Annotated in this window: 20 protein-coding genes; 9 read left to right on the top strand and 11 right to left on the bottom strand. The window is 58.6% G+C overall.

Annotation, left to right across the window (positions count from 1 at the left end; genetic code table 11):
- Nucleotides 1-648, top strand: a complete 648-nt coding sequence (gene osmW / locus ID864_RS17380; RefSeq protein WP_062818664.1) for an osmoprotectant ABC transporter permease OsmW — start codon at nt 1-3, stop codon at nt 646-648.
- Entirely contained in the window at nt 648-1,787 is a 1,140-nt protein-coding gene (gene osmV / locus ID864_RS17385; protein WP_048918755.1) for an osmoprotectant ABC transporter ATP-binding protein OsmV, read from the top strand. The genes osmW and osmV overlap by 1 nt, the downstream gene beginning before the upstream one ends.
- Before the next feature lie 124 nt (nt 1,788-1,911).
- On the opposite strand, the gene bioD is transcribed toward osmV, so the two are convergent.
- The 3 genes from bioD to ID864_RS17400 all read right to left on the bottom strand — a co-directional run bounded on the left by bioD (nt 1,912) and on the right by ID864_RS17400 (nt 4,997).
- Nucleotides 1,912-2,577, bottom strand: coding sequence for a dethiobiotin synthase (gene bioD, locus ID864_RS17390; RefSeq protein ID WP_048916084.1), 666 nt, complete (start codon nt 2,575-2,577; stop codon nt 1,912-1,914).
- 121 nt (nt 2,578-2,698) lie between these two features.
- Nucleotides 2,699-3,916 (bottom strand): sugar metabolism global transcriptional regulator Mlc, encoded by a 1,218-nt coding sequence (gene mlc / locus ID864_RS17395; RefSeq protein ID WP_062818266.1) that lies wholly within the window; start codon nt 3,914-3,916, stop codon nt 2,699-2,701.
- Nucleotides 3,917-4,085: 169 nt separating this feature from the next.
- Nucleotides 4,086-4,997, bottom strand: a complete 912-nt coding sequence (locus ID864_RS17400) for a LysR family transcriptional regulator (protein WP_191149456.1) — start codon at nt 4,995-4,997, stop codon at nt 4,086-4,088.
- Between the two features lie 115 nt (nt 4,998-5,112).
- On the opposite strand from ID864_RS17400, the gene ID864_RS17405 reads away from it, so the two are divergent.
- Nucleotides 5,113-6,381, top strand: coding sequence for an MFS transporter (locus tag ID864_RS17405; protein ID WP_288497601.1), 1,269 nt, complete (start codon nt 5,113-5,115; stop codon nt 6,379-6,381).
- A gap of 198 nt (nt 6,382-6,579) precedes the next feature.
- The gene (tus, locus tag ID864_RS17410) at nt 6,580-7,509 is read left to right on the top strand and encodes a DNA replication terminus site-binding protein (RefSeq protein WP_133623572.1); all 930 of its coding nucleotides are present in this window, start codon (nt 6,580-6,582) and stop codon (nt 7,507-7,509) included.
- Nucleotides 7,510-7,732: 223 nt separating this feature from the next.
- On the opposite strand, the gene fumC is transcribed toward tus, so the two are convergent.
- Nucleotides 7,733-9,130 (bottom strand): class II fumarate hydratase, encoded by a 1,398-nt coding sequence (fumC, locus tag ID864_RS17415; RefSeq protein ID WP_191149457.1) that lies wholly within the window; start codon nt 9,128-9,130, stop codon nt 7,733-7,735.
- Between the two features lie 197 nt (nt 9,131-9,327).
- Here fumC and manA point away from each other — a divergent pair, with 197 nt between their 5' ends.
- Nucleotides 9,328-10,512: a mannose-6-phosphate isomerase gene (gene manA, locus ID864_RS17420; RefSeq protein WP_099753657.1), complete on the top strand. Its 1,185-nt coding sequence runs from the start codon at nt 9,328-9,330 to the stop codon at nt 10,510-10,512.
- A gap of 139 nt (nt 10,513-10,651) precedes the next feature.
- Nucleotides 10,652-12,160 carry a YdgA family protein gene (locus tag ID864_RS17425; RefSeq protein ID WP_191149458.1) on the top strand — a complete coding sequence of 503 codons (1,509 nt, stop codon included), beginning with the start codon at nt 10,652-10,654 and terminating at the stop codon, nt 12,158-12,160.
- Between the two features lie 52 nt (nt 12,161-12,212).
- Here ID864_RS17425 and ID864_RS17430 read toward each other — a convergent pair whose 3' ends face one another.
- On the bottom strand, nt 12,213-12,518 hold the full coding sequence (locus ID864_RS17430) for a hypothetical protein (protein WP_191149459.1): 306 nt from the start codon (nt 12,516-12,518) through the stop codon (nt 12,213-12,215).
- A 106-nt stretch (nt 12,519-12,624) separates the two neighbouring features.
- Entirely contained in the window at nt 12,625-13,656 is a 1,032-nt protein-coding gene (malI, locus tag ID864_RS17435; RefSeq protein WP_062818268.1) for a Mal regulon transcriptional regulator MalI, read from the bottom strand.
- 195 nt (nt 13,657-13,851) lie between these two features.
- On the opposite strand from malI, the gene malX reads away from it, so the two are divergent.
- The 3 genes from malX (at nt 13,852) to add (ending at nt 17,813) form a co-directional block, all read left to right on the top strand.
- A complete protein-coding gene (gene malX / locus ID864_RS17440; RefSeq protein WP_191149460.1) occupies nt 13,852-15,438 on the top strand; it encodes a maltose/glucose-specific PTS transporter subunit IIBC in 1,587 nt (528 codons plus the stop codon).
- Between the two features lie 57 nt (nt 15,439-15,495).
- On the top strand, nt 15,496-16,695 hold the full coding sequence (locus ID864_RS17445) for a MalY/PatB family protein (RefSeq protein WP_191149461.1): 1,200 nt from the start codon (nt 15,496-15,498) through the stop codon (nt 16,693-16,695).
- Between the two features lie 119 nt (nt 16,696-16,814).
- Nucleotides 16,815-17,813, top strand: a complete 999-nt coding sequence (add, locus tag ID864_RS17450; protein WP_048916097.1) for an adenosine deaminase — start codon at nt 16,815-16,817, stop codon at nt 17,811-17,813.
- Between the two features lie 141 nt (nt 17,814-17,954).
- Here the strand turns inward: add and ID864_RS17455 are convergent, their stop codons facing one another.
- The 5 genes from ID864_RS17455 to ID864_RS17475 form a co-directional block, all read right to left on the bottom strand.
- On the bottom strand, nt 17,955-18,995 hold the full coding sequence (locus ID864_RS17455; RefSeq protein ID WP_048916098.1) for an oxidoreductase: 1,041 nt from the start codon (nt 18,993-18,995) through the stop codon (nt 17,955-17,957).
- Between the two features lie 76 nt (nt 18,996-19,071).
- Nucleotides 19,072-19,989 carry an arabinose operon transcriptional regulator AraC gene (araC, locus tag ID864_RS17460; protein WP_048916099.1) on the bottom strand — a complete coding sequence of 306 codons (918 nt, stop codon included), beginning with the start codon at nt 19,987-19,989 and terminating at the stop codon, nt 19,072-19,074.
- 11 nt (nt 19,990-20,000) lie between these two features.
- On the bottom strand, nt 20,001-20,984 hold the full coding sequence (araH, locus tag ID864_RS17465) for an L-arabinose ABC transporter permease AraH (protein ID WP_048916112.1): 984 nt from the start codon (nt 20,982-20,984) through the stop codon (nt 20,001-20,003).
- Between the two features lie 16 nt (nt 20,985-21,000).
- Nucleotides 21,001-22,524, bottom strand: coding sequence for an L-arabinose ABC transporter ATP-binding protein AraG (gene araG, locus ID864_RS17470; RefSeq protein WP_048916100.1), 1,524 nt, complete (start codon nt 22,522-22,524; stop codon nt 21,001-21,003).
- A 173-nt stretch (nt 22,525-22,697) separates the two neighbouring features.
- Nucleotides 22,698-23,681 (bottom strand): arabinose ABC transporter substrate-binding protein, encoded by a 984-nt coding sequence (locus ID864_RS17475; RefSeq protein ID WP_048916101.1) that lies wholly within the window; start codon nt 23,679-23,681, stop codon nt 22,698-22,700.
- Between the last annotated feature and the right edge of the window lie 96 nt (nt 23,682-23,777).

Genomic DNA, 23,777 nt, shown 5'->3' on the forward strand with positions numbered 1-23,777 from the left:
ATGGATACCCTTCACTACATTATTGATAACTGGGGCTACCTCGCTTCCCTCACCTTCCAGCATTTATGGCTGGTGGCGCTGGCGGTGGGCTTCGCCATTGTGATTGGCGTGCCGCTCGGCATTCTGATTGTGCGTTTTAAGTGGCTGGCAACGCCGATATTAGGGCTGGCAACTATCGTGCTGACCATTCCGTCGATTGCGCTGTTTGGCCTGATGATCCCGCTGTTTTCGATGATCGGTCAGGGCATCGGCGTACTGCCCGCCGTGACTGCGGTGTTCCTTTACTCGCTGCTGCCGATTGTGCGCAACACGCACACCGCGCTGGAAAACCTGCCGGATGGGCTGCGTGAAGCCGGGCGCGGTATCGGCATGACGTTCTGGCAGCGCCTGCGCTGGGTGGAGATCCCGATGGCGCTGCCGGTCATCTTCGGCGGTATCCGCACGGCGGTGGTGATGAACGTTGGCGTGATGGCGATTGCCGCGATTATCGGCGCGGGCGGCCTTGGCCTGCTGTTGCTGGACGGCATCAGCGGCAGTGATATCCGTATGCTGATTGCTGGCGCATTAATGATCTGTTTACTGGCTATTATTCTTGACTGGCTGCTGCACCGCCTGCAGCTGGCGCTGACACCTAAGGGGATTCGATAATGATAAAACTGGAAAACCTCACCAAAACCTTTAAGCAGAAAAACGGTAACAGCTTTAACGCCGTTGATAATGTCAGCCTGAACGTGCCGGAAGGCGAAATGTGCGTCCTGCTCGGCCCTTCCGGCTGCGGCAAAACCACCACGCTGAAGATGATTAACCGCCTGATCCCTTCCAGCAGCGGCAAAATTCTGATTAACGGCGAGGATACCAGCGGCTTAGACACCGTGACGCTGCGCCGCAATATTGGCTATGTGATCCAGCAGATCGGGCTGTTCCCGAATATGACTATCGAAGAGAACATTACCGTGGTGCCGCGTATGCTGGGCTGGGAAAAGCAGCGCTGCAAAGAGCGCGCTCGCGAGCTGATGAGCATGATGGCGCTGGATGCCAACAAGTTTCTTCACCGCTATCCGCGCGAGATGTCCGGCGGCCAGCAGCAGCGCATTGGGGTAATCCGCGCGCTGGCGGCGGACCCACCGGTGCTGCTGATGGATGAGCCGTTCGGTGCGGTCGACCCGATTAACCGCGAAGTGATCCAGAATGAGTTCCTCGAGATGCAGCGCCAGCTGAAGAAAACCGTGATGTTGGTCAGCCACGATATCGATGAGGCGCTGAAGCTCGGTGACCGTATTGCCGTGTTCGGCCAGGGAAAAATCGTGCAGTGCGCCAGCCCGGATGAGCTGCTGGCAAAACCGGCTAACGAGTTTATCGGGTCGTTTGTTGGCCAGGACCGCACGCTGAAGCGGCTGCTGCTGGTGCAGGCGGGCGATGTTACCGATCGGCAGCCTACGCTTACCGTGCAAAAATCCACGCCGCTGGCAGAAGCGTTCGGCATGATGGATGACAACGATTTACGTTCAATCACCGTGGTGGATAACGACGGCAAACCGCTGGGCTTTGTGAAACGTCGCGAGGCGCGCGCTGCCAGCGGCGTCTGTGCCGATATGCTGCACAAGTTTACCGTCACCGGCAAGGCGGAAGAGAACCTGCGCGTGGTGCTGTCAAAGCTGTACGAGCACAATCTGGTCTGGATGCCGATCGTCGATGAAGACGGCCGCTACAGCGGGGAGATTTCGCAGGATTATATTGCGGATTACCTCAGTTCAGGCCGTACCCGCCGCGTACTGAACGTTAGCTAATCATCTGGGTAGGGGTCAGGCATGCCTGACCCCAAAAGATTCGGAGCCGATCAGGCATGCCCGCCCCCCAGGATTCGGAATGGGGCAGGCATGCCTGCCCCCTACGATGTTGCTGCCTAATCTTCTACAGCTTTAGCGCGCTTAAATCGAGATAGTGCGCCAGCTCGCGCGTTTCGGCTCGCGGCAGATACGGCAGCTCCCCCAGCAGCGGCGCCGGGATCTTATCCCTCAGCACGTCGATAATTTGCGCATAGTGCGCCAGCCCCGGATTTATCCGGTTGGCAACCCAGCCCAGCAGCGGCAATCCATCATTCACTACCGCCTGCGCCGTCAGCAGCGCATGGCTGATGCAGCCCAGCTTGATCCCCACCACCAGTACCACCGGCAGCTGTTCCTGCACCGCCCATTCCGATAACGGACGCAAATCGTTCATCAGGCTGCGCCAGCCGCCCGTCCCTTCCACCACGGTGTAATCCGCCTGCCCGTCCAGTGCCCTCAGCCCATGGCTGAGCGTGGCGTAATCAATCGGCGTGCGGCTGGTGCTGATTTCATCTTCCAGCAAGGTGACCGGGTTAATCGCCTGGTACGGCAGTAGAATCGATGATGAAGCCTGCAGAACCAGCGCATCTTTATTGCGCGGCCCCTCTTCCGTCTGCTGGCTGCTTTTAGCCACAGGTTTATAGCCTACGGCCTGTTTACCCTGCGCTGCCAGCTTCTGTAGCAGCGCGCGGGACACCACCGTTTTGCCGACTTCTGTATCGGTTCCGGTAACAAATAGACGTTTCAACATGAATGGCTCCGGCAGGCCCTGTCTGTCCAGGGTAATCATTTTCGTACTTTACAAGTGAGCGAAAATTGTAGGGCAGTACAGCCCGCCGGAGATTGCGTTAGCGCAAGATTTAGTGGATTTATCAGCCCTGTAGCAGCTTGATTAATAACGAACCGTTATACAGCGCATCTTTGACCAGCGCGGCGCCCGGCATGGTGCCGAGATTAACAAACTCGGTTGGCTCAACCTGTAAGTCAGCGCTGTAGCGGGGTAGCGCCTGCTGGCGAATGCAGGTGGCGATAGCGGGGAACAGCACGCTCTGGGCACGATTAAGCGGGGAACCGATAAGAATTTTTTGAGGATGGAACAGATTAACCATAATGGCCACAATGCGCCCCACGCTGCTACCGACCCCGGCGATGACATCGCAGGCCAGCTGATCGCCAGCCAGCGCCGCGTCGCACAGCGCATCAATCGTCAGAGGCTGATTATGCAGCGTTGAGCTCATCGACGCCTGCATGCGCTGCGCGGCCAGCTCCAGCATGCTGTCGATACTGGCCACGGTTTCCAGGCAGCCGTGATTGCCGCAGTAGCAGCGCTTGCCCCACGGATCGACCTGCGTGTGGCCAATTTCCACCAGCGTACTGCTGCCACCGTGCAGCAACCGGCCACCGGTAATCACACCGGCGCCAACATGATGGTCAATCACCACCTGCAGGACATCGCTGGCATCGCGCGAGGCGCCAAACAGCGACTCCGCCATGGTCCAGGCGCAGATGTCGTGCTGGATATAGACCGGCAGCCCGGTGCGCTTCGCCAGTTCTGGCCCCAGCGGCATATCATCAACCTGATAAAACGGCATGCGGTGCACAATGCCGGACTGGCTGTTCATAATTCCGGGCAGCGTAATGGCGATAGCGGTAAGGCGTTCCAGCTTGTGCTGGTGATCGATAAAGAACCGATCGATGAGCTGGATGATGCGCATCAGCAGCGGCTGGTCAGCCTCGGCAGGCAGCGGAAACTGCTGCTCCACCACCATTTTGCTGCTGAGATCGCGCAGCGCGAGCGTGATTTCGCCGTTGCCAATGCGGGCAGAGAGATAGTGCCAGGCCTGGGTGTCCAGCACCAGGCCAACCGCCGGACGGCCACGGCTGCCCGGCTCCTGAAACTCGGTTTCCTGTACCAGATGAGCTTCCAGCATTTCGCGCACAATTTTGGTAATACTGGCCGGGGCCAGCTGAGCTTTTTTGGACAGCTCAATCCGCGAGATGGGCCCAAACCTGTCGATCAGTCGGTACACCGCTCCGGCATTAGTCTGTTTTATCTGATCGATATGACCAGGCTGACTATCCGCAATCACACCCCACTCCTGATTATTACCTGCCCGTCACAGCCGAAATGCGACCGAAAGAAGCACTTATTTTCACGCTTCAAAATAAAGCCATCTGTGCATGGTGAAACACTTATCAGATGGCGTCAAATATTTGATTCGATATGTGATTTACAGCACATAAACCAGCGCCATGCGCTCATGTTTTCTGCGAAAAAGAGCCTTCCTGGCGCAGGAGCAGTGACATCATCGCTGCCGTCACCGCCGGAATTTCCCGCTGTTTCGACCACACCAACCACACTTCAGACTGCGCGTCCTGCTCCTCCAGTGGGATCCACACCACATCGCTTAGCCGCACGCGGTGAAACGAGGCGGGTAAAATAGAGACGCCCAGCCCGCTAGAGACCAGTCCGATGATCGTCATGGCTTCCCCCACCTCCTGGGCAATGTTTGGCTGGATCTGATAGCGGCGCAGCAGCTCCAGCACCTCGCTATAGAGTGCCGTGCCGACGCTGGGGTCAAAAAAGACAAACGCTTCCTGCGCCAGATCGCTAAGCGCAATTTTCTGCCGTGTTGCCAGACGGTGAGCGCGGTGAACCAGCGCGTACATCGGCTCACGCAGCAACAGCTGATGGTTGAGATTGTCCGGCAGATCGGTATTGCGCATCACGCCCAGATCCAGCCGTCCGTCGCTGAGCGGCGCCAGCTGCTGGCGGGTGTTGATCTCCTGCATCTGCACGTGCACGGCGGGAAAGCGCTGGCGGAAGTTGAACAGCGCATCGGAAACGGCGGTAATAAACGGCGCGGAGGAGGTAAAACCAATGCGTAGTTCGCCTTCATCCCCGCGATGCAGCCTGGCGGCTTTTTCCGCGGCCTTGGTCACGTTGAGCATAATCTGGCGCGCATCGAGCAGAAACTGCTGCCCGGCGGCGGTCAGCTGCACGCTGCGATTGGTGCGCGCCAACAGGCGCGCACCAATCTCCTGCTCCAGCAGTTGGATCTGCTGGCTCAGCGGCGGCTGCGAGATATTCAGGCGCGTGGCTGCGCGGCCAAAGTGCAGCTCTTCAGCAACGGCAATAAAGTAGCGCAGATGACGGAGTTCGATATTCATACTTTAAACATATCATTTTATATTATTAATATATTAGACATCATAATCCGCATTTCTTACCCTTGACAACGTGATACCTCAAATTGACTACTCAAAATAAAAAAAAGGAATAGAAGTGAACCGCTCATCCTCTGCCGTTGCGGCGCCAGACCGCGCTGAACGAGCCTCCTCCCCCGCTGATGTCCAGGGCAAAGCCAGCAAAGAGCTGTATATCAAACGCGGTACGCCGCAGTTTATGCGCGTGACGCTGGCGCTGTTCTCTGCCGGTTTGGCAACTTTTGCTCTGCTGTACTGCGTGCAGCCAATCCTGCCCGTTCTGTCGCAGGAGTTTGGTGTTTCTCCTGCGGCCAGCAGTATCTCCCTGTCGATCTCCACCGGGCTGCTGGCGCTCGGCCTGCTGATTACCGGCCCGCTGTCTGATGCGATTGGCCGCAAGCCGGTGATGGTTACCGCCCTGATGCTGGCGGCGATCTGTACGCTGCTTTCCGCCACCATGACCAGCTGGCACGGTATTTTGCTGATGCGGGCGCTAATTGGCCTGTCGCTGAGCGGTGTGGCAGCGGTCGGAATGACCTACCTCAGCGAGGAGATCCATCCGAGCATGGTGGCGTTCTCCATGGGGTTGTATATCAGCGGTAACTCCATCGGTGGGATGAGCGGTCGCCTGCTGAGCGGGGTGATTACCGACTTCAGCAGCTGGCGTGTGGCGGTAATGGTTATCGGCTGTTTTGCCCTGGCTTCGGCGCTGATGTTCTGGAAGATCCTGCCGGCCTCGCGCCATTTCCGCCCGGCCTCGCTTAAGCCGCGCAGCCTGCTGATCAACTTCCGCCTGCACTGGCGAGATAGCGGCCTGCCGCTGCTGTTCGCCGAAGGTTTCCTGCTGATGGGGGCGTTCGTTACTCTGTTTAACTATATTGGCTACCGCCTGCTCTCTGCACCTTTTTCGCTCAGTCAGGCGGTTGTCGGGCTGCTGTCGGTGGTCTACCTGACCGGGTCGTGGAGTTCGCCGAAGGCGGGTGCAATGACGGCAAAGTATGGTCGCGCCCCGGTGCTGCTCTTCTCCACCGCCATTATGCTGATCGGGTTACTGATTACCCTGACCAACAATATCTGGCTGATTCTGGCCGGGATGATGCTCTTCACCGCCGGATTCTTTGCTGCACACTCGGTAGCCAGCGGCTGGATTGGACCACGCGCCCGCCGCGCTAAGGGTCAGGCTTCTTCGCTGTATTTGTTCAGTTATTACCTTGGCTCCAGCGTAGCGGGTACGCTCGGCGGCGTGTTCTGGCATAACTTCGGCTGGCACGGGATTACCGCATTTATCGCTGCGCTGCTGGTGATGGCGCTACTGGTAGGAACACGGCTGCACGGTAAGCGGCTGTAGCGGTTTGATGGCGGGCGAGGCATGCCATCGCCCCTACGACAACATCTGACGGGCGAGGCACGCCATCGCCCCTAATCGCCATGACCGTAGGGGTCGGGCATGCCCGACCCTACAGACGACATTGGCACCTTTGCCGATGTTCATCTCCGTTATTGTCTGTTATATTCCAAAGGTATGTTGTAACTAATAGAGAGAGTTATGAGCCGTTATGATGCCGTTGATAGGCTACACCGCTGTGTCGCGCAGCTGGAGCAGGAGCTGGATACCTTGCAGCATCAACTGCTGGATTTGCGCCTGCTGGCGGCCAGGGTTTTTGAACTGCCCGCCGTGGAAAAAGGCAAGGAGCACGATCCGCTGACTGAGATTGCGGTGGAGCAGCTGGTCGGTCAGCCCGCCCTGCAGCGGGCCCTCAGCCACTTCTGCCGCCTGTTTATGCAGCATCAGTCAGAAAAAATAAGCACCAAGGCCGCGGTACGCCTGCCGGGCGCAATCTGCGTGGAAACGGACGCTGAGCAGAGTGCCCTGTTACAACAGCAGGTCGCCACTATCAATCAGCTCAAACAGCAGCTGGAGCAGATTATCACCGTAGAGTCGGGCCTGCCGCCCGAGGAGCGCTTCGAGTTTGTGCATACCCACCTGCGCGGCCTGATCACGCTGAATGCCTACCGTTCGATCGCCCTGCTCGACGCGCCGGATTCAGTGCGCTTTGGCTGGGCAAATAAGCACATTATCAAGAACGTCAGCCGTGAAGAGATGCTTGAGAAGCTGAATAAAAGCCTGCAGGCCGGGCGCGCGGTGGCCCCGTGGACGCGTGAGCAGTGGGCAGAACGCGTGGCGGATGAGATTGAAGCGATTAAGTCGCTGCCGGCTCATGCCGCGCTGAAGATTAAACGCCCGGTGAAAGTGCAGCCCATTGCGCGCGTGTGGGATAGCCAACAGCAGAAGCAGACGCAGCTGGCCTGCCCTTCGCCGCTGCTGGTGATGTGCCCGGATGCGAACAGCGTGCCGAAGCTGGGTGAGCTGCTGAATTATGATGCCGGGAAAGTCACGCATCGCTATAAGCCGGAGGCGCAACCGCTGTATCTGCTGATCCCGCGGCTGCATTTGTACAGCGATCGGTTAGTTTGAATGACGATTGCTGCGGGCCGACCGGAAAAAAGGTCGGCCCCTACAAAACCGGATTCTTACTGGCGAGCATGAGTCTGCTGCGGGCCGACCGGAAAAAAAGGTCGGCCCCTACAAAAACCTGATTCCTACTGGCGAGCATGAGTCTGCTGCGGGCCGACCGGAAAAAAGGTCGGCTCCTACAAATACCTGATTCTTATTGGCGTGCATGAATTTGCTGCGGGCGTTACACCTTCATGCTGCCGACCATCTCTTCCGGGCGCACCCAGGCGTCGAACTCCTCTTCGGTCAGGTAACCCAGCTTCAGCGCTGAGCCTTTCAGCGTCAGCCCCTGTTTATGCGCTTTTTTCGCAATTTCTGCCGCTTTATCGTAGCCGATATGGGTATTGAGCGCGGTCACCAGCATCAGCGACTCGTTCAGCAGCTGGGTGATGCGGTCACGATTTGGCTCGATGCCCACGGCGCAGTGGTGGTTAAAGCTGTCCATTCCGTCGGCCAGCAGGCGCACCGACTGCAGGAAGTTGTGGATCACCATCGGGCGATAAACGTTCAGCTCGAAGTTACCGGACGCGCCGCCCATATTCACCGCCACATCATTGCCCATCACCTGGCAGCACAGCATGGTCATCGCTTCACACTGCGTCGGGTTGACCTTACCCGGCATGATTGAACTGCCCGGCTCGTTTTCCGGGATGGAAAGTTCGCCGATGCCGCAGCGCGGGCCGGACGACAGCCAGCGCACGTCGTTGGCAATTTTCATCAGCGAAGCCGCCAGCCCCTTTAGCGAACCGTGCGCGTGCACCAGCGCATCGCAGGTCGCCAGCGCTTCAAATTTATTCGGTGCGGTGACAAACGGCTGCTGAGTCAACTCCGCCAGCTCTTTGGCCACGCGTACCGCGTATTCCGGGTGGGTGTTCAGCCCGGTGCCCACCGCCGTGCCGCCCAGCGCCAGCTCCGCCACATGCGGAATGCTCTGTTCAATATGCTTGAGGTTGTGGCTCAGCATCGCCACCCAGCCGGAGATCTCTTGGCCGAGCGTCAGCGGCGTCGCATCCTGTAAATGGGTACGGCCAATTTTGACGATGTCTTTAAACGCTTCTGCCTTCTCGCTCAGCGTTTTCTGCAACACTTTCAGCTGGGGGATCAGGTGCTGCTGCACCGCCACCACCGCCGCGACGTGCATGGCAGTTGGGAACACGTCGTTAGAGCTCTGGCTCTTATTAACATCATCATTGGGGTGAACCAGGCGCGACATGCCGCGCTCGCCGCCGAGGATCTCGCTGGCGCGGTTTGCCAGCACCTCGTTCATATTCATATTGGTTTGCGTGCCGGAGCCGGTTTGCCAGATAGCCAGCGGGAACTCCCCGTGATGCTTGTCCGCCAGCACTTCGTCCGCCGCTTTGATGATCGCCTCGGCACGCTCATCCGGTAACAGCTTCAGGTCGCTGTTCACTTTGGCCGCAGCGCGCTTGGTCAGCGCCAGCGCATACACCAGCTCGGTCGGCATTTTTTCCGTCGAAATGCGGAAGTGCTCCAGCGAGCGCTGTGTTTGCGCGCCCCAGAGTTTATCGGCAGGGACATCGATCGGTCCCATTGAGTCTTTTTCAACGCGGTTGGCAGCCATTCCTCTCTCCTTTAGCACAACTTTTTTGGCGCTTTTAACTTTGCGATAGGTCAAAAACGCGCACATGAGTGATAAGTCTGACACAGTATAGTTTACGAGTATGCGACTCATTCGCGTTTATCGCACGTTGATTATCTCTCTACGCCATTTTTCTGCTTTAATAGCGCCAGTAACCAGTGAATGACCAGGGAGAAATGATGCAAAAGTTAATCAATTCGCTGCAAAATTATGCATGGGGCAGCAAGCACGCCCTCACTGATTTATATGGTATTGCCAACCCTTCCCAGCAGCCGATGGCGGAATTGTGGATGGGCGCGCATCCGAAAAGCCCGTCAAAAGTGCTGATCAACGGCGAGCCGCAGTCGCTGCGCGCGCTAATTGATGCCGATAAAGCTTCCCTGCTTGGCCCCGCCGTCGCGCAGCGTTTTGGCGAGCTGCCGTTCCTGTTTAAAGTGCTGTGCGCAGAACAGCCGCTGTCGATTCAGGTTCACCCGAGCAAACCGGCTGCCGAAGCGGGCTATGCGCGTGAAAATGCCGCTGGCGTGCCGGTCGACGCCGCCGAGCGTAACTATAAAGATGCTAACCACAAGCCAGAGCTGGTCTATGCGCTGACGCCGTTCAAGGCGATTAACGGCTTCCGCCCGCTGCGCGAAATCCAGTCCTTGCTGCAGCCGGTGGCGGGCGCGCACCCGGCCATTGCCCATTTCCTCAATGCCGCCGATGAAACCCGCCTGGCCCAGCTGTTTGCCAGCCTGCTGTCGATGAAAGAAGAGGAGAAGTCGCTGGCGCTGGACATTCTGCGCACGGCGCTGCCTGGCCAGCACGGTGAGCCGTGGCAGACCATTGCTGAAATTGCCGAGGTTTACCCGGACGACTGCGGCCTGTTCTCCCCCCTGCTGCTGAACGTGGTTACCCTGCAGCCGGGCGAAGCGATGTTCCTGTTTGCGGAAACCCCGCACGCCTACCTCCACGGCGTGGCGCTGGAGGTCATGGCGAACTCCGATAACGTGCTGCGCGCCGGGTTGACGCCCAAATACATTGATGTTCCTGAGCTGCTGGCCAACCTGAAATTCACCTCGCGCGCGGCCGATACCCTGCTGACCACACCGCAACAGCATGGCGCAACGCTCGATTTCCCCATCCCGGTGGATGACTTTGCCTTTGCCATACACGCGCTGAACAGCCAGCCGCTCGCGGTGGATCAGGAGAGCGCCGCGATTGTTTTCTGCATTGAAGGCCACGCCGAACTGAACTGTGGCGGTCAGTCATTGTCACTTAATGCAGGTGAATCTGCTTTTATTGCCGCCAGCGAGCCGACGCTGTCGCTCTCCGGCAATGGCCGCGTAGCCAGGGTTTTTAATCAACATCTTAAATGCGGCTGACGCCAGCGGTCATAATTGCTAAGCTATTTAGTGTATTAAACAAAAACGCCGCATTGGCGTTTTTTATCGCCAGAGGGTTACCCGCAGGATCTGCACGGGCTAACCGGCATTCGCGAACGGAAAAAGGACGACACAACTGATGAATAAAACCAAGATTGCTGTGGGTGTAGTGGTTGCCCTTGGCGTAGTCTGGACTGCTGGTGCCTGGTTTACCGGCAAGCAGCTGGAAAAAAATATGGATCAGCTGGTACAGCAGGCTAACGCCCAGATCCAGAACAGCGCTCCGGAAAGCCGTCTGCAGCTGAGCTATCAGGATTACCAGCGCGGCGTATTTAGCAGCAGCGCACGTTTCGTGCTGCAGAGCAGCTCGCAGACGGAAGATAACGCCATGCTGAAGCCAGGCCAGAGCATCGTGTTTAAAGAGACTATCGATCATGGTCCTTTCCCGCTGGCACAGCTGAAAAAATTCAACCTGATCCCAAGCATGGCTTCGGTACACAGCGAGCTGGAAAACACCGACGCGGTGAAAAAGCTGTTTGAAATCACCAAAGGCAAGTCGATTGTGCAGGCGGAAACCCGCGTGGGCTACGGCGGCAGCACCGATTCAGACATCAAACTGTTACCTGCCGACTACAGCAATGCCCAGACCGGTGAACGTTTTGCCTTCAACGGCGGCACGCTGAAAGTCAGTGCGGATGATAAAGGCGATAAAGTGGCGTTTAATGGCGATATCGACAGCCTGGTGCTGACCAGCAAAAACGAGCTGGGGATGCCGGTGCTGTTCACCGTTAACGGCCTGAAGCTGGATGCTAATACCAAACTTAGCCCGGAAGGGATGCGCATTGGCGACCAGACTATCGCGCTAAAAAAACTGAGTGCGGCAGTGGATGGCAAAGAGGCGCTGATCGCCGAAGGCCTGAACGGTAAATCGACCTTCGATTCCGACAAGGGCAGCGTGTCCGGCCAGATCGACTACACCCTTGACAGCCTGAAGCTTCAGGGCCAGAACTTCGGCCAGGGCAAGCTGGCAGTTAAGCTGGCTGGCTTTGATGGCAAGGCGATGAAAGCCTTCTCCGAAAGCTACAACCGCCAGATGCAAGCGTTGAACAGCGATCCGGCTGTGCAGGCTAACCCTGAGCTATATCAGCAGCGCACCAGTGAAATCCTCACCAGTAACCTGCCGCTGCTGCTGAAAGGCGATCCGTCAGTTAGCATCGCGCCATTTAGCTGGAAAAATGATAAGGGCGAGAGCAGCTTTAACCTTAACGCCCAGTTCAAGGACCCGGCCACCGCCACCGCTGCGGCGCAGAATCTGGGCCAGCAGGTAGATAACGTACTGAAAACTCTGGATACCAAACTGACTATCTCGATGGATATGGCGACCGAGATGATGACGCATGTGGCGATGGCAGAAGGCTACAGCCAGGAAGAAGCGGTAAAACTGGCGGACCAGCAGGTGAAAGGCGTGGCCGCGATGGGCCAGATGTTCAAGCTGACCACGCAGAAAGATAACAACATTACCACCAGCCTGCAGTACGGCACCGGTCAGATCACCATGAACGGTGAGAAGATGCCGCTGGAGCAGTTCCTGTCCCGCTATATGCTGGGTGGCGCTGGCATGGTCGCACCGGAAGGCATGCCGCAGTAATGTTCTGAAATTAAACAGCCACCTTTCTGAAGGTGGCTTTTTTTTTGCCTGACTAGCTATGCTGGATCCTGATATCGGTGGTTTCTCCCAGCAGCTGCTGCCCGCTGGTCAGGGGGATCCTGAACGCTGTCGCGTCGCGCTCAAGGCAGACGGTGCGTAAGTGGCGGTTACAAATAAACCAGATCTCATCGCGATTGTTCGACAGCAGATAGTAGGCATCAGAAGTTTCAGAGGGGTTGTAACAGCCTAATGCGCGATAAGCGGTATCCGGAGTGAAACCGCTTTGCAGGGGCAGTGGGCGCGGACCATTATCCAATTCCTTTACTCTCAGATATAAACCTTGTTCCAGCCAGAGCATAAACCACCATCCTTTTTATCCCAGATAATGTGATTATAACCAGCATTCCTCTGCGCACCCCGCCGCCCCCTTTATTTGCAAAGCCCGTCACAGCGCTGCAGGAAATTTAAGCCGATCCACGCTCAATCAGCAGCGGCGGCAGGATGATATGCTGGACTGCACTGGTTGGGTCGGCCATCTTTTGCAGCAGGCGCTGTGCCGCGCTGCGGCCGATTTCCCGTGCCGAGCTGGAGACAAAGCTCAGCGGAGGATCGGTCAGCTGCGCTTCCGGCACGTCACCAAAACCTACCAGCGCCATCTGCTGGCCGTAAAAGCTGTTGACCCCGCCGCTGCCAATGGTGCGCCCGCTGCGCTGGATGCCGAAATAGCAGCCGAGCGCCACCGAGGCGTTATGGCAGAGAATTGCGCTAATGGTGGGATACTGCTGGATCAGCTGTTGCGTCAGCGCGGCGACATCACGCTGCTGCGCGCCGCACTCGATAATCCATTCGCTACGAAACGGCAGGCCGTACTGCATCAGCGTCGAGCAGTAGCCGCCGATACGTTCGGCGCGCGTTAAGGAGGAGCCGGAACCGCCAAGCCAGGCAATGCAGCGGTGGCCGCGCTTGATAAGATAGTCGGTGGCGATTTTGGCCGCCTGCTGATTATCCGGGCGCACGGAGTCGATGTGATCAAGATTGCTGGCGCGCGAGGCGCAGATCAGCGTGATATTCAGCTCCTGCGCTTTTTGCAGCAGCCCGGCTGCATTCTCAATGCCGCCGCCTAAGACAATCCCCTCCACGCCCTGCTCCACCAGCGAGTCGAAGCAGCGCTCTACGTGCTGCCCCTGCGCGCCGCTCTGGGTGAGAAACAACACTTTGCCCTGCTGCTCCAGCGCTTCGCTCAGTCCGCCGGTCATCTCGGCGTAAAACGGCTGGCAGATGTCGCGCACGATCAGCCCGACCACCCCACTGCTGCCGCCGCGCAGCATTGTCGCAGAGCGGTTACGCACAAAGCCCAGCGCTTCCGAAGCCTGGTTGACTCGCTCAATCGTCGCGGACGAAATGCGACCTTTCCCTGACAGTACCAGCGAAACCGTGGTGACCGACACCCCAGCCTCGGCGGCGACATCATGAATGGTAATTTTTTTCTGCGACATAGCGTTCCTGACTGCCGGGTTTGCACCCCGTTGAAAAATCACGATAAAGCATAGGTTAAACGTTACACCCTGATTGTGGCAGAGAAAACCACACCGAGCGAGAACTGTGTGATCGGCAACGCATTAATATTAGGTAAAACGTTTTATCTTATTTTACCTCAGCAGCGGCTGAGTTCGAATTCGCCAGGAGAGCGCATGTCGTCCGTTAAACAAAAAATTACTCTGTGGGAGTTTTTCCAGAGTCTGGGAAAAACCTTTATGCTGCCCGTCGCCCTGCTGTCATTCTGCGGGATCATGCTGGGTATAGGTAGCTCATTAAGCAGTCACGACGTGATCACCCTGATCCCGTTCCTCGGTAATCCCCTGCTGCAGCTGGTGTTTACCTGGATGAGCAAGGTGGGATCGTTCGCCTTCAGCTTCCTGCCGGTGATGTTCGCCATCGCCATCCCGCTGGGCATGGCGCGTGAGAATAAAGGCGTTGCGGCTTTCTCCGGCTTTGTCGGCTTCGCGGTCATGAACCTGGCGGTTAACTTCTGGCTGACCGCCAAAGGTATTCTACCCACCAGCGATGCTGCCGTGCTGAAAGCCAATAATATCCAGAGCATTCTCGGCATTCAGTCGATCGATACCGGTATCCTCGGGGCGGTGATCGTCGGGATTATCGTGTTTTATCTGCATGAACGCTTCCACACCATCCGCCTGCCGGATGCGCTGGCATTCTTCGGCGGCACGCGCTTTGTACCGATTATCACCACTCTGGTGATGGGGCTGGCCGGTCTGGCGATCCCGCTGATCTGGCCGTGGTTCGCGAAAGCGATTGCCGGGCTGGGCTGGGTGATCAACAGCGCCGGTGACTTTGGACCGATGATATTTGGTACCGGGGAGCGCCTGCTGCTGCCGTTCGGCCTGCAGCACATCCTGGTGGCGATTATTCGCTTTACCGATGCGGGCGGCACCATGGACGTCTGCGGTCACAGCGTCAGCGGCGCGCTGACCATCTTCCAGGCGCAGCTCTCCTGCCCGACTTCCGGCGGCTTCTCCGAAAGCGCAACCCGCTTCCTGTCGCAGGGTAAAATGCCGGCATTCCTCGGCGGCCTGCCTGGCGCGGCGCTGGCGATGTACCACTGCGCCCGTCCGGAAAATCGGCATAAAATTAAAGGGCTGTTGATCTCCGGCGTGGTGGCCTGCGTGGTGGGCGGGACCACCGAACCGTTGGAGTTCCTGTTCCTGTTCGTTGCCCCTTTCCTCTATCTGATCCACGCCGTACTGACCGGGCTGGGCTTCACCGTAATGGCGGTACTGGGCGTCACCATCGGTAATACCGACGGCAACGTGATCGACTTTGTGGTGTTCGGCATTCTGCACGGGCTGTCGACCAAATGGTACTGGGTGCCGGTGGTGGCAGCGGTTTGGTTTGCGGGTTACTATCTGATCTTCCGCTTCGCCATTACCCGCTTCAATATCAAGACCCCGGGCCGTGAGCTCGACACCCCCCTCGGCGAGAAAATGTCCCGCGGCCCGGTGGGCAAATCGGGCTACAACACCCCGGCAATCCTTGCCGCGCTGGGGGGCATCGACAACATCACCTCGCTGGACAACTGCCTGACGCGCCTGCGCCTGTCGGTAAAGGATATGAGCCTGGTGGATGACGCGGCCCTGAAGGCCAACCGGGTCATTGGCGTGGTGCACCTCAATCAGCATAATTTGCAGGTGGTGATAGGCCCGCAGGTACAGTCGGTAAAAGATGAGATCGCCACGCTGATGCCGCAAATTTCAGCCTGACTTTATAACGGGGTGCCTGGCACCCCTCTCTTCTGCACCTGCGTTATTGAGGCCGCTATGTCAGACACTCAACAGTTCAATTTTGACCGGCTAGTCGATCGCCACGGCAGCTGGTGTACGCAGTGGGATTTTGTCGCCGACCGCTTCGGCCAGGACGATTTACTGCCCTTTACCATCTCCGATATGGATATCCCCACCGCTCCGGCGGTGATCGAGGCGTTGCAGCAGCGCGTGTCGCACGGCGTGCTCGGCTACAGCCGCTGGCAGCATGACGATTTCCTCGGTGCCATCAGCCGCTGGTATCAGCAGCGTTTTGAGGTCAGCGTGGATCGCCAGCAGATTGTTTACGGGCCCTCGGTGATTTATATGGTGGCGCAGATGCTGCGCCGCTGGTCACAGCCCGGTGACGGCGTGGTGATCCACACGCCCGCCTACGATGCCTTTTATAAAGTGATCGAAGGCAATCAGCGCCGGGTGATGACGCTGCCGCTCAGCCAGCGTGACGGTGAATGGCAGTGCGATATGGCGGCGCTGGAGGCGTTGCTGGCCAGTCCGCAGTGCAAAATCCTGCTGCTGTGCAGCCCGCATAATCCCACCGGTAAAGTGTGGCGCCGTGCGGAGCTGCAGCAGATGGCCGCGCTGTGTGCCCGCTATCAGGTGCGCGTTATCAGCGACGAGATCCATATGGATATGGTCATGGACCAAAGCCGCCATATCCCCTGGAGCTGCGTCGGCCGCGGGCAGTGGGCGCTGTTTACCTCGGCGTCCAAAAGCTTCAATATTCCGGCGTTAACCGGTGCCTATGGCTTTATCAGCGATGAAGAAGATCGCGCAGCGTGGTTCCAGGCATTAAAAAATGCCGACGGCCTCTCTTCCCCCGCTATCCTGGCAGTGGCCGCCCATATCGCCGCCTATCAGCACGGCGCGGCGTGGCTGGATGCGCTGCGCGACTATCTGCGCGCCAACCTGCAGCATGTTGCCCAGCGCCTCAACGCGGCGTTTCCCACGCTTCACTGGCAGCCACCGCAGGCGACCTACCTGGCGTGGATTGACCTCAATCCGCTGGGCATTGACGATGGCGAACTGCAGCGCGAGCTGATTGAGCAGCAGAAGGTGGCGATCATGCCGGGCAGTACCTACGGTGAATGCGGGCGCGGCTGGCTGCGCTTTAACGTGGGCTGCCCACGCAGCAAGGTGGATGACGGGCTGGATCGCCTGATCGCCGCCCTGCACAACTGCCTGAAAACGCGCGCTTAGCCGCCCTCTTTGCGCAGATAAGCAACGACCAGCAGCGCCGTTGCGCATTTTGCTGGCGTTGTTGCGCAAAGAGTTTTTATAATGCTCTGCACTTTACGATAACAACAGAGAGTGCCGACATGATCGATTCCCAGCTTCCCCTCACCGATATCCATCGCCATCTTGACGGCAATATTCGCGCCCAAACCATTCTCGACTTAGGCCGCGAGTTTAATCTTACTCTCCCTGCCACTACTCTGGAGCTTCTGCGCCCGCACGTGCAGGTGATTGAAGCGGAGCCGGACCTGGTGAGCTTCCTCAACAAGCTCGACTGGGGAGTAAAAGTGCTGGGCTCGCTCGATGCCTGCCGCCGCGTGGCGCTGGAAAACGTCGAGGACGCGGCACGCGCCGGGATCCACTATGCTGAGCTGCGCTTCTCGCCGGGCTATATGGCGATGACCCACAACCTGCCGGTGGCGGGCGTGGTGGAAGCGGTGATCGACGGCATTAAGGCGGGCTGCGGCAAGCACAATATTGACGTGCGCCTGATTGGCATTATGAGCCGCACCTTCGGTGAGGAAGCCTGCCTGCGCGAGCTCGACGGCCTGCTGGCGCACCGCGACAGCATTACCGCACTCGACCTGGCGGGTGATGAGCTGGGCTTCCCGGGCAGCCAGTTCCTCAGCCACTTTAACCGCGCGCGTGACGCCGGGCTGCGCATTACCGTGCATGCCGGTGAGGCCGCCGGGCCGGAAAGCATCTGGCAGGCGATCCGCGAGCTGGGCGCGGAGCGTATTGGTCACGGAGTAAAAGCGGTGCAGGATCCGGCGCTGATGGAGTTCCTCGCGCAGCACGGGATTGGCATTGAGTCGTGCCTGACCTCCAATATCCAGACCAGCACCGTGGCCTCGCTGGCACAGCATCCGCTGAAGGCCTTCCTTGACCACGGTATCCTCGCCACCATCAATACCGACGATCCGGCGGTTCAGGGGATTGAGATCGGTCACGAATACGAAATTGCCGCCCCGGCAGCAGGTTTGAGCAGGGAGCAGATGCGCGTGGCGCAGGAGAATGGCCTGAAGATTGCGTTCCTCAGCGATGCCGAGAAAGCCGCAGTGCGGGCGCGTGCCGCAGCGTAATTAATGACGCGGGTCGACCGGAAAAAATGGTCTCCATCACGGCCTATGCCAATCCTTAACACGGGTCGACCGGAAAAAATGGTCGACCCCTACGGTAGGGGCCGACCTTCTTTTTCGGTCGGCCCTTTTCACGGCGTAATCCTATTTCAACGACAGGGTCTGGCGCTTCTCGGCGGACTGTAAGCCCAGCTCGATCAGCTCCATCACCTGAATCGCCTCTTCCGCCTGCACCGGGTTTTCACCCACGCCGTTAATCGCATCGCGAATGCCCGCATAGTAAGCCGGATAGTTGCCAGGAATAGTCAGCAGGCTCTTCTCGACCATTGCATCACCTTCGGCCAGCGTCAGCACGCCGTCGCGCATATCGTAGCCCCAGTCTTCCTGCGGCGGGCGCGCCCCGGCTTTCAGCGCATCCTCCTGCGGATCAAGGCCAAACTTCACAAAGCTGCCTTTGGTACCGTGCACCTGATAGCGCGCCGATTGGGCGGCAACCAGCATGCTGGCGTGCAGCACCACGCGGCGCTGAGGATAGGTCAGCGTGCAGTGGAAGTAGTCGGTGGTTTGCGCCCCCGGGCGCAACTCGGCGGCATCGAGAGTAATCGCCACCGGGGAGCCAAACAGCTGCAGCGCCTGGTCAATCACGTGTGGCCCCAGATCGTACCAGATGCCGCTGCCCGCGCCTTTCTGCTCGCGCCAGCGCTGCTGCACGGTTGGGCGGAAGCGGTCAAAGTGCGACTCAAAGTAGCGTACATCGCCCAGCGTGCCGTCAGCCAGCAGCGCTTTAAGGGTGAGGAAATCACTGTCCCAGCGGCGGTTATGGAACACCGACAGCAGCAGCCCTTTGGCTTTTGCCAGCGCGTCCAGCTCGCGCGCCTGTGACAGCGTCACGGTAAACGGTTTGTCGACAACCACATGTTTTCCGGCATTTAGCGCGGCTTTGGCCAGCGGGAAGTGGGTATCGTTTGGGGTGGGAATGACAATCAGCTGCAGGGTTGGGTCGTCGAACAGTGCCTGAGGGTCGGACACCACCTGCACCGAAGGCCAGTCCGCATGAACTTTGCCGGCATCGCTGCTGGAAACGGCGGCCAGCTCCATCTCAGCAGTGCCTGAGATTAGGGGTGCATGGAAGGTTTTGCTGGCGAAGCCGTAGCCCACCAGACCAACACGAATTTTATCACTCATTAGAATCCCTCTCGTAGTTACCCCGTTGATTTAAGTCGATCGACGGGGCAACCACAAGAAGGATTTACCCTAAAAGCTATTCATTGGCACGGCGCGGTAAGTGCCAGGTCTCCTGGGCGACCAGCGCATCGTGTGCATCCAGGCTGCGACGGCGGAAATCGCTGGGGCTGACGCCCGCGCGCTTGCGGAATACGCGGGAAAAGTAGAGTTGATCGTCATAGCCCACTTCGCGCCCGATGCTGGCGATCGGTTCCTGGGTAGTTTGCAGCAGCAGCTTGGCGCGGATCACCCGCTGATCCTCTCGCCAGCGCAGCAGGTTGACCCCCATCTGCTCGCGGAACAGGTGCGCCAGCCGCGACGGTGACAGGCAGACATGCTTCGCCACCTCTTCAATTTTCACCTCCGCCGCCAGATTGTTGGTGACGTACTGGCAGGCTTCGACCACGCGCGCATCGCGGATCTGCTGATGGCTGCGCGGATCTTCCTGCACCGCCCGCAGCAGCAGGCGCTCCAGCAGATTCATCGCCAGCTCCTCGGCAAAGCGCCGCCCGGAGTTGTGGGTGTGTTCGATATTGGCGAACAGGCGGTCAAACTCGCCGCGCAGCGACTCCGGCAGGCGCAGGCGCCCCACGCCCTGCGCTTCATCCTGCCACTCCAGCCAGTCGCTCCAGTAGGCGCGCGGGCGGAAATAGACCCAGCGGTGATACCAGCTGTCGCTGTCAGGCGAACGGCCGTAATAGTGCGGAGTTTTCGGCTGAAACAGCAGCAGGTCGCCCGGTTCGCAGTCAAACGCCGCCTCGCCGTCACACACCCGGCCACGCCCTTTAATCGTCAGGTTGAGAATGTAGCCCTTCATGCCGTGCGGGCGATCGATAAAGAAATCGAGCGGCCCGTCAGCGTTGATGGGGGTCAGCCCGGCCACCAGCCAGGCGCTAAACGGATACCCCGGAAGCAGCGGGTTGGATTGCGCCACCGGCGCCAGACGATGATACATAACCCCTCCTGTCAGGCCGCTTTGGCTTTTTGTTTGTAACGGTCAAAAATCACCGCCGCTAACAATATCAGACCGCGCACCACGTACTGTGAGAAAGGCGAGATATTGAGTAAATTCATCGCATTCTCAACCGTTCCGAGGATTAACACCCCGGCAACCACATAGGAAATCTTACCAATCCCCCCCTTCAGCGACACGCCACCGAGCACGCAGGCAGAAATCACAATCAGCTCATAGCCGAGCGAGGTCATTGGCTGGCCGCTGGTCATGCGCGAGGCGAGGATAATGCCCGCCGCCGCCGACACCAGCCCGGAGAGGATAAAGATGATAATGCGCGTGCGCACCACCGGCACCCCGGCCAGCCTTGCCGCCTCTTCATTACCGCCAATCGCCAGCGTATTGCGGCCAAAGGTGGTTTTGTTCAGCAGGAAACCGAACAGCACCAGAGTGACTATCGTCAGCCACACCGGCGCAGGAATGCCCAGCCAGCTGGCGTAGCCGAGCGCGAAGAAGCGCTCGTCTTCGATACCGACCGCCTTACCGTCGGAGAAGATATACGCCAGCCCGCGCACAATCTGCATGGTCGCCAGCGTGGTGATCAGGGCGTTAATTTTCAGTTTAGCAATGACAAAGCCGTTGATCAGGCCGCAGGCGACGCCGAGCAGTAGCCCCGCCGCCACGCCGATCCACAGGCTTTCGGTCATGTTGATCACCACCGCGCACACCACCCCGGCACAGGCAATCACCGAGGCGACCGACAGGTCAAAATCACCGGACGCGAGGCAGAACAGCATGCCGCAGGCCACCATACCGGACATCGACATTGCCAGGCCGAGGCCTTTCATATTGATCAGGCTGCCGAAGTTCGGCACAAACACCGTGCAGGCGATAAACAGCGCGGCAAACACCACCAGCATGCCGAAGTTGTCCCAGATGCGCCAAAGGCTGAAGCGTGATGGGGCGGCTGGCGTCCCGGTTGAAGTTGTCGTAGACATCGGTTTCTCCTGCATGTCAGGCCACCTGGGTGGCAGGTTTAGCGGTTTTTGGCATCGCCAGACTTAAGGTCAGCGCTTCCGTTGCGTCGTTGTGGTCCAGCTCCCCGGCGATTTCGCCTTCGCGCATCACCAGGATCCGGTCGGCCAGCCCCATCACTTCCGGCAGATCGCTGGAGGCAAACAGCACCGCAATCCCCTGTTCGGCCAGCGCGTAAATCAGCTGATAGATCTCATTTTTTGCTCCGACATCAATGCCGCGCGTTGGCTCGTCGAGCAGGATCACTTTCATCTCTTCCGACAGCCAGCGGCCAAGGATGGCCTTCTGCTGATTGCCACCCGACAGGTTCATAATCAGCTGGTCAGCCGACGGGGTTTTGATATTCAGTGAGCGAATATGCGCCCCGGCGTTTTTCGCTTCCCAACCTTTGTTGATCAGACAGCCGGCGGTAAGGTTGTTGCGCCGGGCGCTGATGTTGATGTTGTCGCGCACCGAATGCACCGGGATGATGCCGTCGGCCTTGCGGTCTTCCGGGCAGAGCATGATCCCGGCACGAATGGCCTCAATCGGCTCACGCAGATTGAGCACCTCGCCATCGAGGCGCAGCTCGCCGCTGATGAGACGCGTGGCGCCGAACAGCCCTTTCATCAGTTCGCTGCGCCCGGCGCCGACCAGGCCGAACAGCCCGACGATCTCCCCGGCTCGCACGCTGAACGACACCGCGCTGCGCACGCCTTTGGCCTGGACATTGTCGAGCTGCAGGCGCACTGCACCGTGCGCACGCGGGCGGTAGCCGTAGATATCGCCGATTTCACGCCCGACCATTGCCTGCACCAGCAGGTCGTTGGTGGTGGTTTGCATATCGGTGAAGGTGCGCACGTAGCGGCCATCTTTAAATACGGTGATTGCATCGCTAAGGGCGAAAATCTCCTCCATGCGGTGCGAGACGTACAGCACCACTTTGCCATCGGCGCGCAGCTGGCGGATAACACGGAACAGCTGGTCGATTTCCCGCGCAGACAGTGAGCTGGTCGGTTCGTCAAAGGCGATCACTTTGGCGTTGCGCGCCAGCGCTTTGGCAATTTCCACCATCTGCCACTGGCCGAGCGACAGGTATTTCAGCGGCAGATCCGGGTCGATATCCATGCCGAGCGTTTTTAGCTGGCGCGCGGCTTCGGCACGCAGCTTCGCCCGGTTAACCAGCCCGCCGCGCTGCGGCAGCTGGCCTAAGAAGATGTTTTCTGCCACCGACATTTCCGGCACCAGATGCAGTTCCTGATAGATAATCGCTACCCCGGCATTCAGCGCATCGGTGGTGTGCTGGAAGTTAGCCGGCTGGCCTTGAATGCGGATCTCTCCACTGCTGGCCTGATAGCTGCCGCTGAGGATCTTCAACAGCGTCGATTTGCCCGCGCCGTTCTCGCCCATCAGGGCATGCACTTCCCCGGCATAGCAGTCAAAACTGATATCCTGCAGCGCTTTTACGCCGGGAAAGGTTTTGCCTATGCCGTGAAAGCTCAGATAAGCGGGTTGCGTGGTCATAGTGTCTCCTCCTGCACGTTGAGCGTTTGCAGCGGGCGGACCGAAAAAGAGGGTCCGCCCCTACCGCATTCTTTAACCGTAGGGGCCGATCCTTTGTTTCGATCGGCCCGCAGTCCGCCTCATCACCATGGTCGAACCGTAGGGGTCGGGCATGCCCGACCCGTTGTCACTGATTACATCAGCCCTTTCTTCGCCAGTTCGGCTTTGAAGTTATCGCGGGTAATCAGTACCACGTCGGTCACTTCGGTGAACTTGGCAGGCTCGGTGCCGTTGGTCACCCAGTCATGCAGCATCTTGATACTGCGGTAGCCGTGCACGTCCGGGCTTGGCAGCAGAGAGCCGTAGAAGCCGGTCGCGGCACCTTTCGACAGTTCGCTTACCGCATCCACTCCATTAATCCCGATGCCAATGACGTCGGCCGCCTTAAAGCCCTGGCCTTCGGTGGCGCGCACGCCGCCCAGCACGGTGTTGTCGTTCATACCCACGATCAGCCAGTGCTTCACCTCCGGATGCTGCACCAGCAGGGAGTTACCGGCATCAAACGCGCCGGGAATATCGTTGGATTTGGTTGGGATCTGATAAATCTGTTTTTCCGGGAATCCAGCAGCCTTCAGCGCATCCATCGACCCGCCGGTGCGGCGACGGGCGGTATCCAGCTCGTTGGCGGTGATCGCCATTACCGCCGTCTCTTTCGCATCCCAGCCGCGTTTCTGCATCTCTTTGTACAGCTCCTGCCCCTGGCGCTCGCCGATTTTGGTTGCGGCCATCATCACCAGCGGCACGCTATCCATCGGTTTACCTTTGGCGGTGACGAACTGGTCATCAACGGCGATCACCTTCAGGTCATAGCTGCGCGCTTTCGCGACAATGGCGGAGCCCAGTTTTGGGTCCGGCGTACAGATAACGAACCCCTTCGCGCCGCTGGCGGCCAGGCTGTCGATGGCGTTCAGGGTTTTCTCACCGTCCGGCACGGCGATTTTAATCACCTCAAAGCCCATCTCTTTACCGGCCTTATCGGCGAACTTCCATTCGGTCTGGAACCACGGCTCTTCCGGCTGCTTCACCAGAAAACCGAGTTTCATGGTCTCCGCCATAGCGGATTGTGACATAACGGCGGCGAGGCCAATCGCGGCCAACGCTTGAGTGAATTTGTGCATGAGGCTCTCCGGCTCAGTGCCCGCTTTACGCGGGTTTGTGTAAACGGTAACAATCGGATGTTCATAAATTTAAAAGCTGCTATTCAATACCTTACC

This window comes from Erwinia aphidicola (genome assembly GCF_014773485.1).
In the GTDB taxonomy this organism is placed as follows: Bacteria; Pseudomonadota; Gammaproteobacteria; order Enterobacterales; family Enterobacteriaceae; genus Erwinia; species Erwinia aphidicola.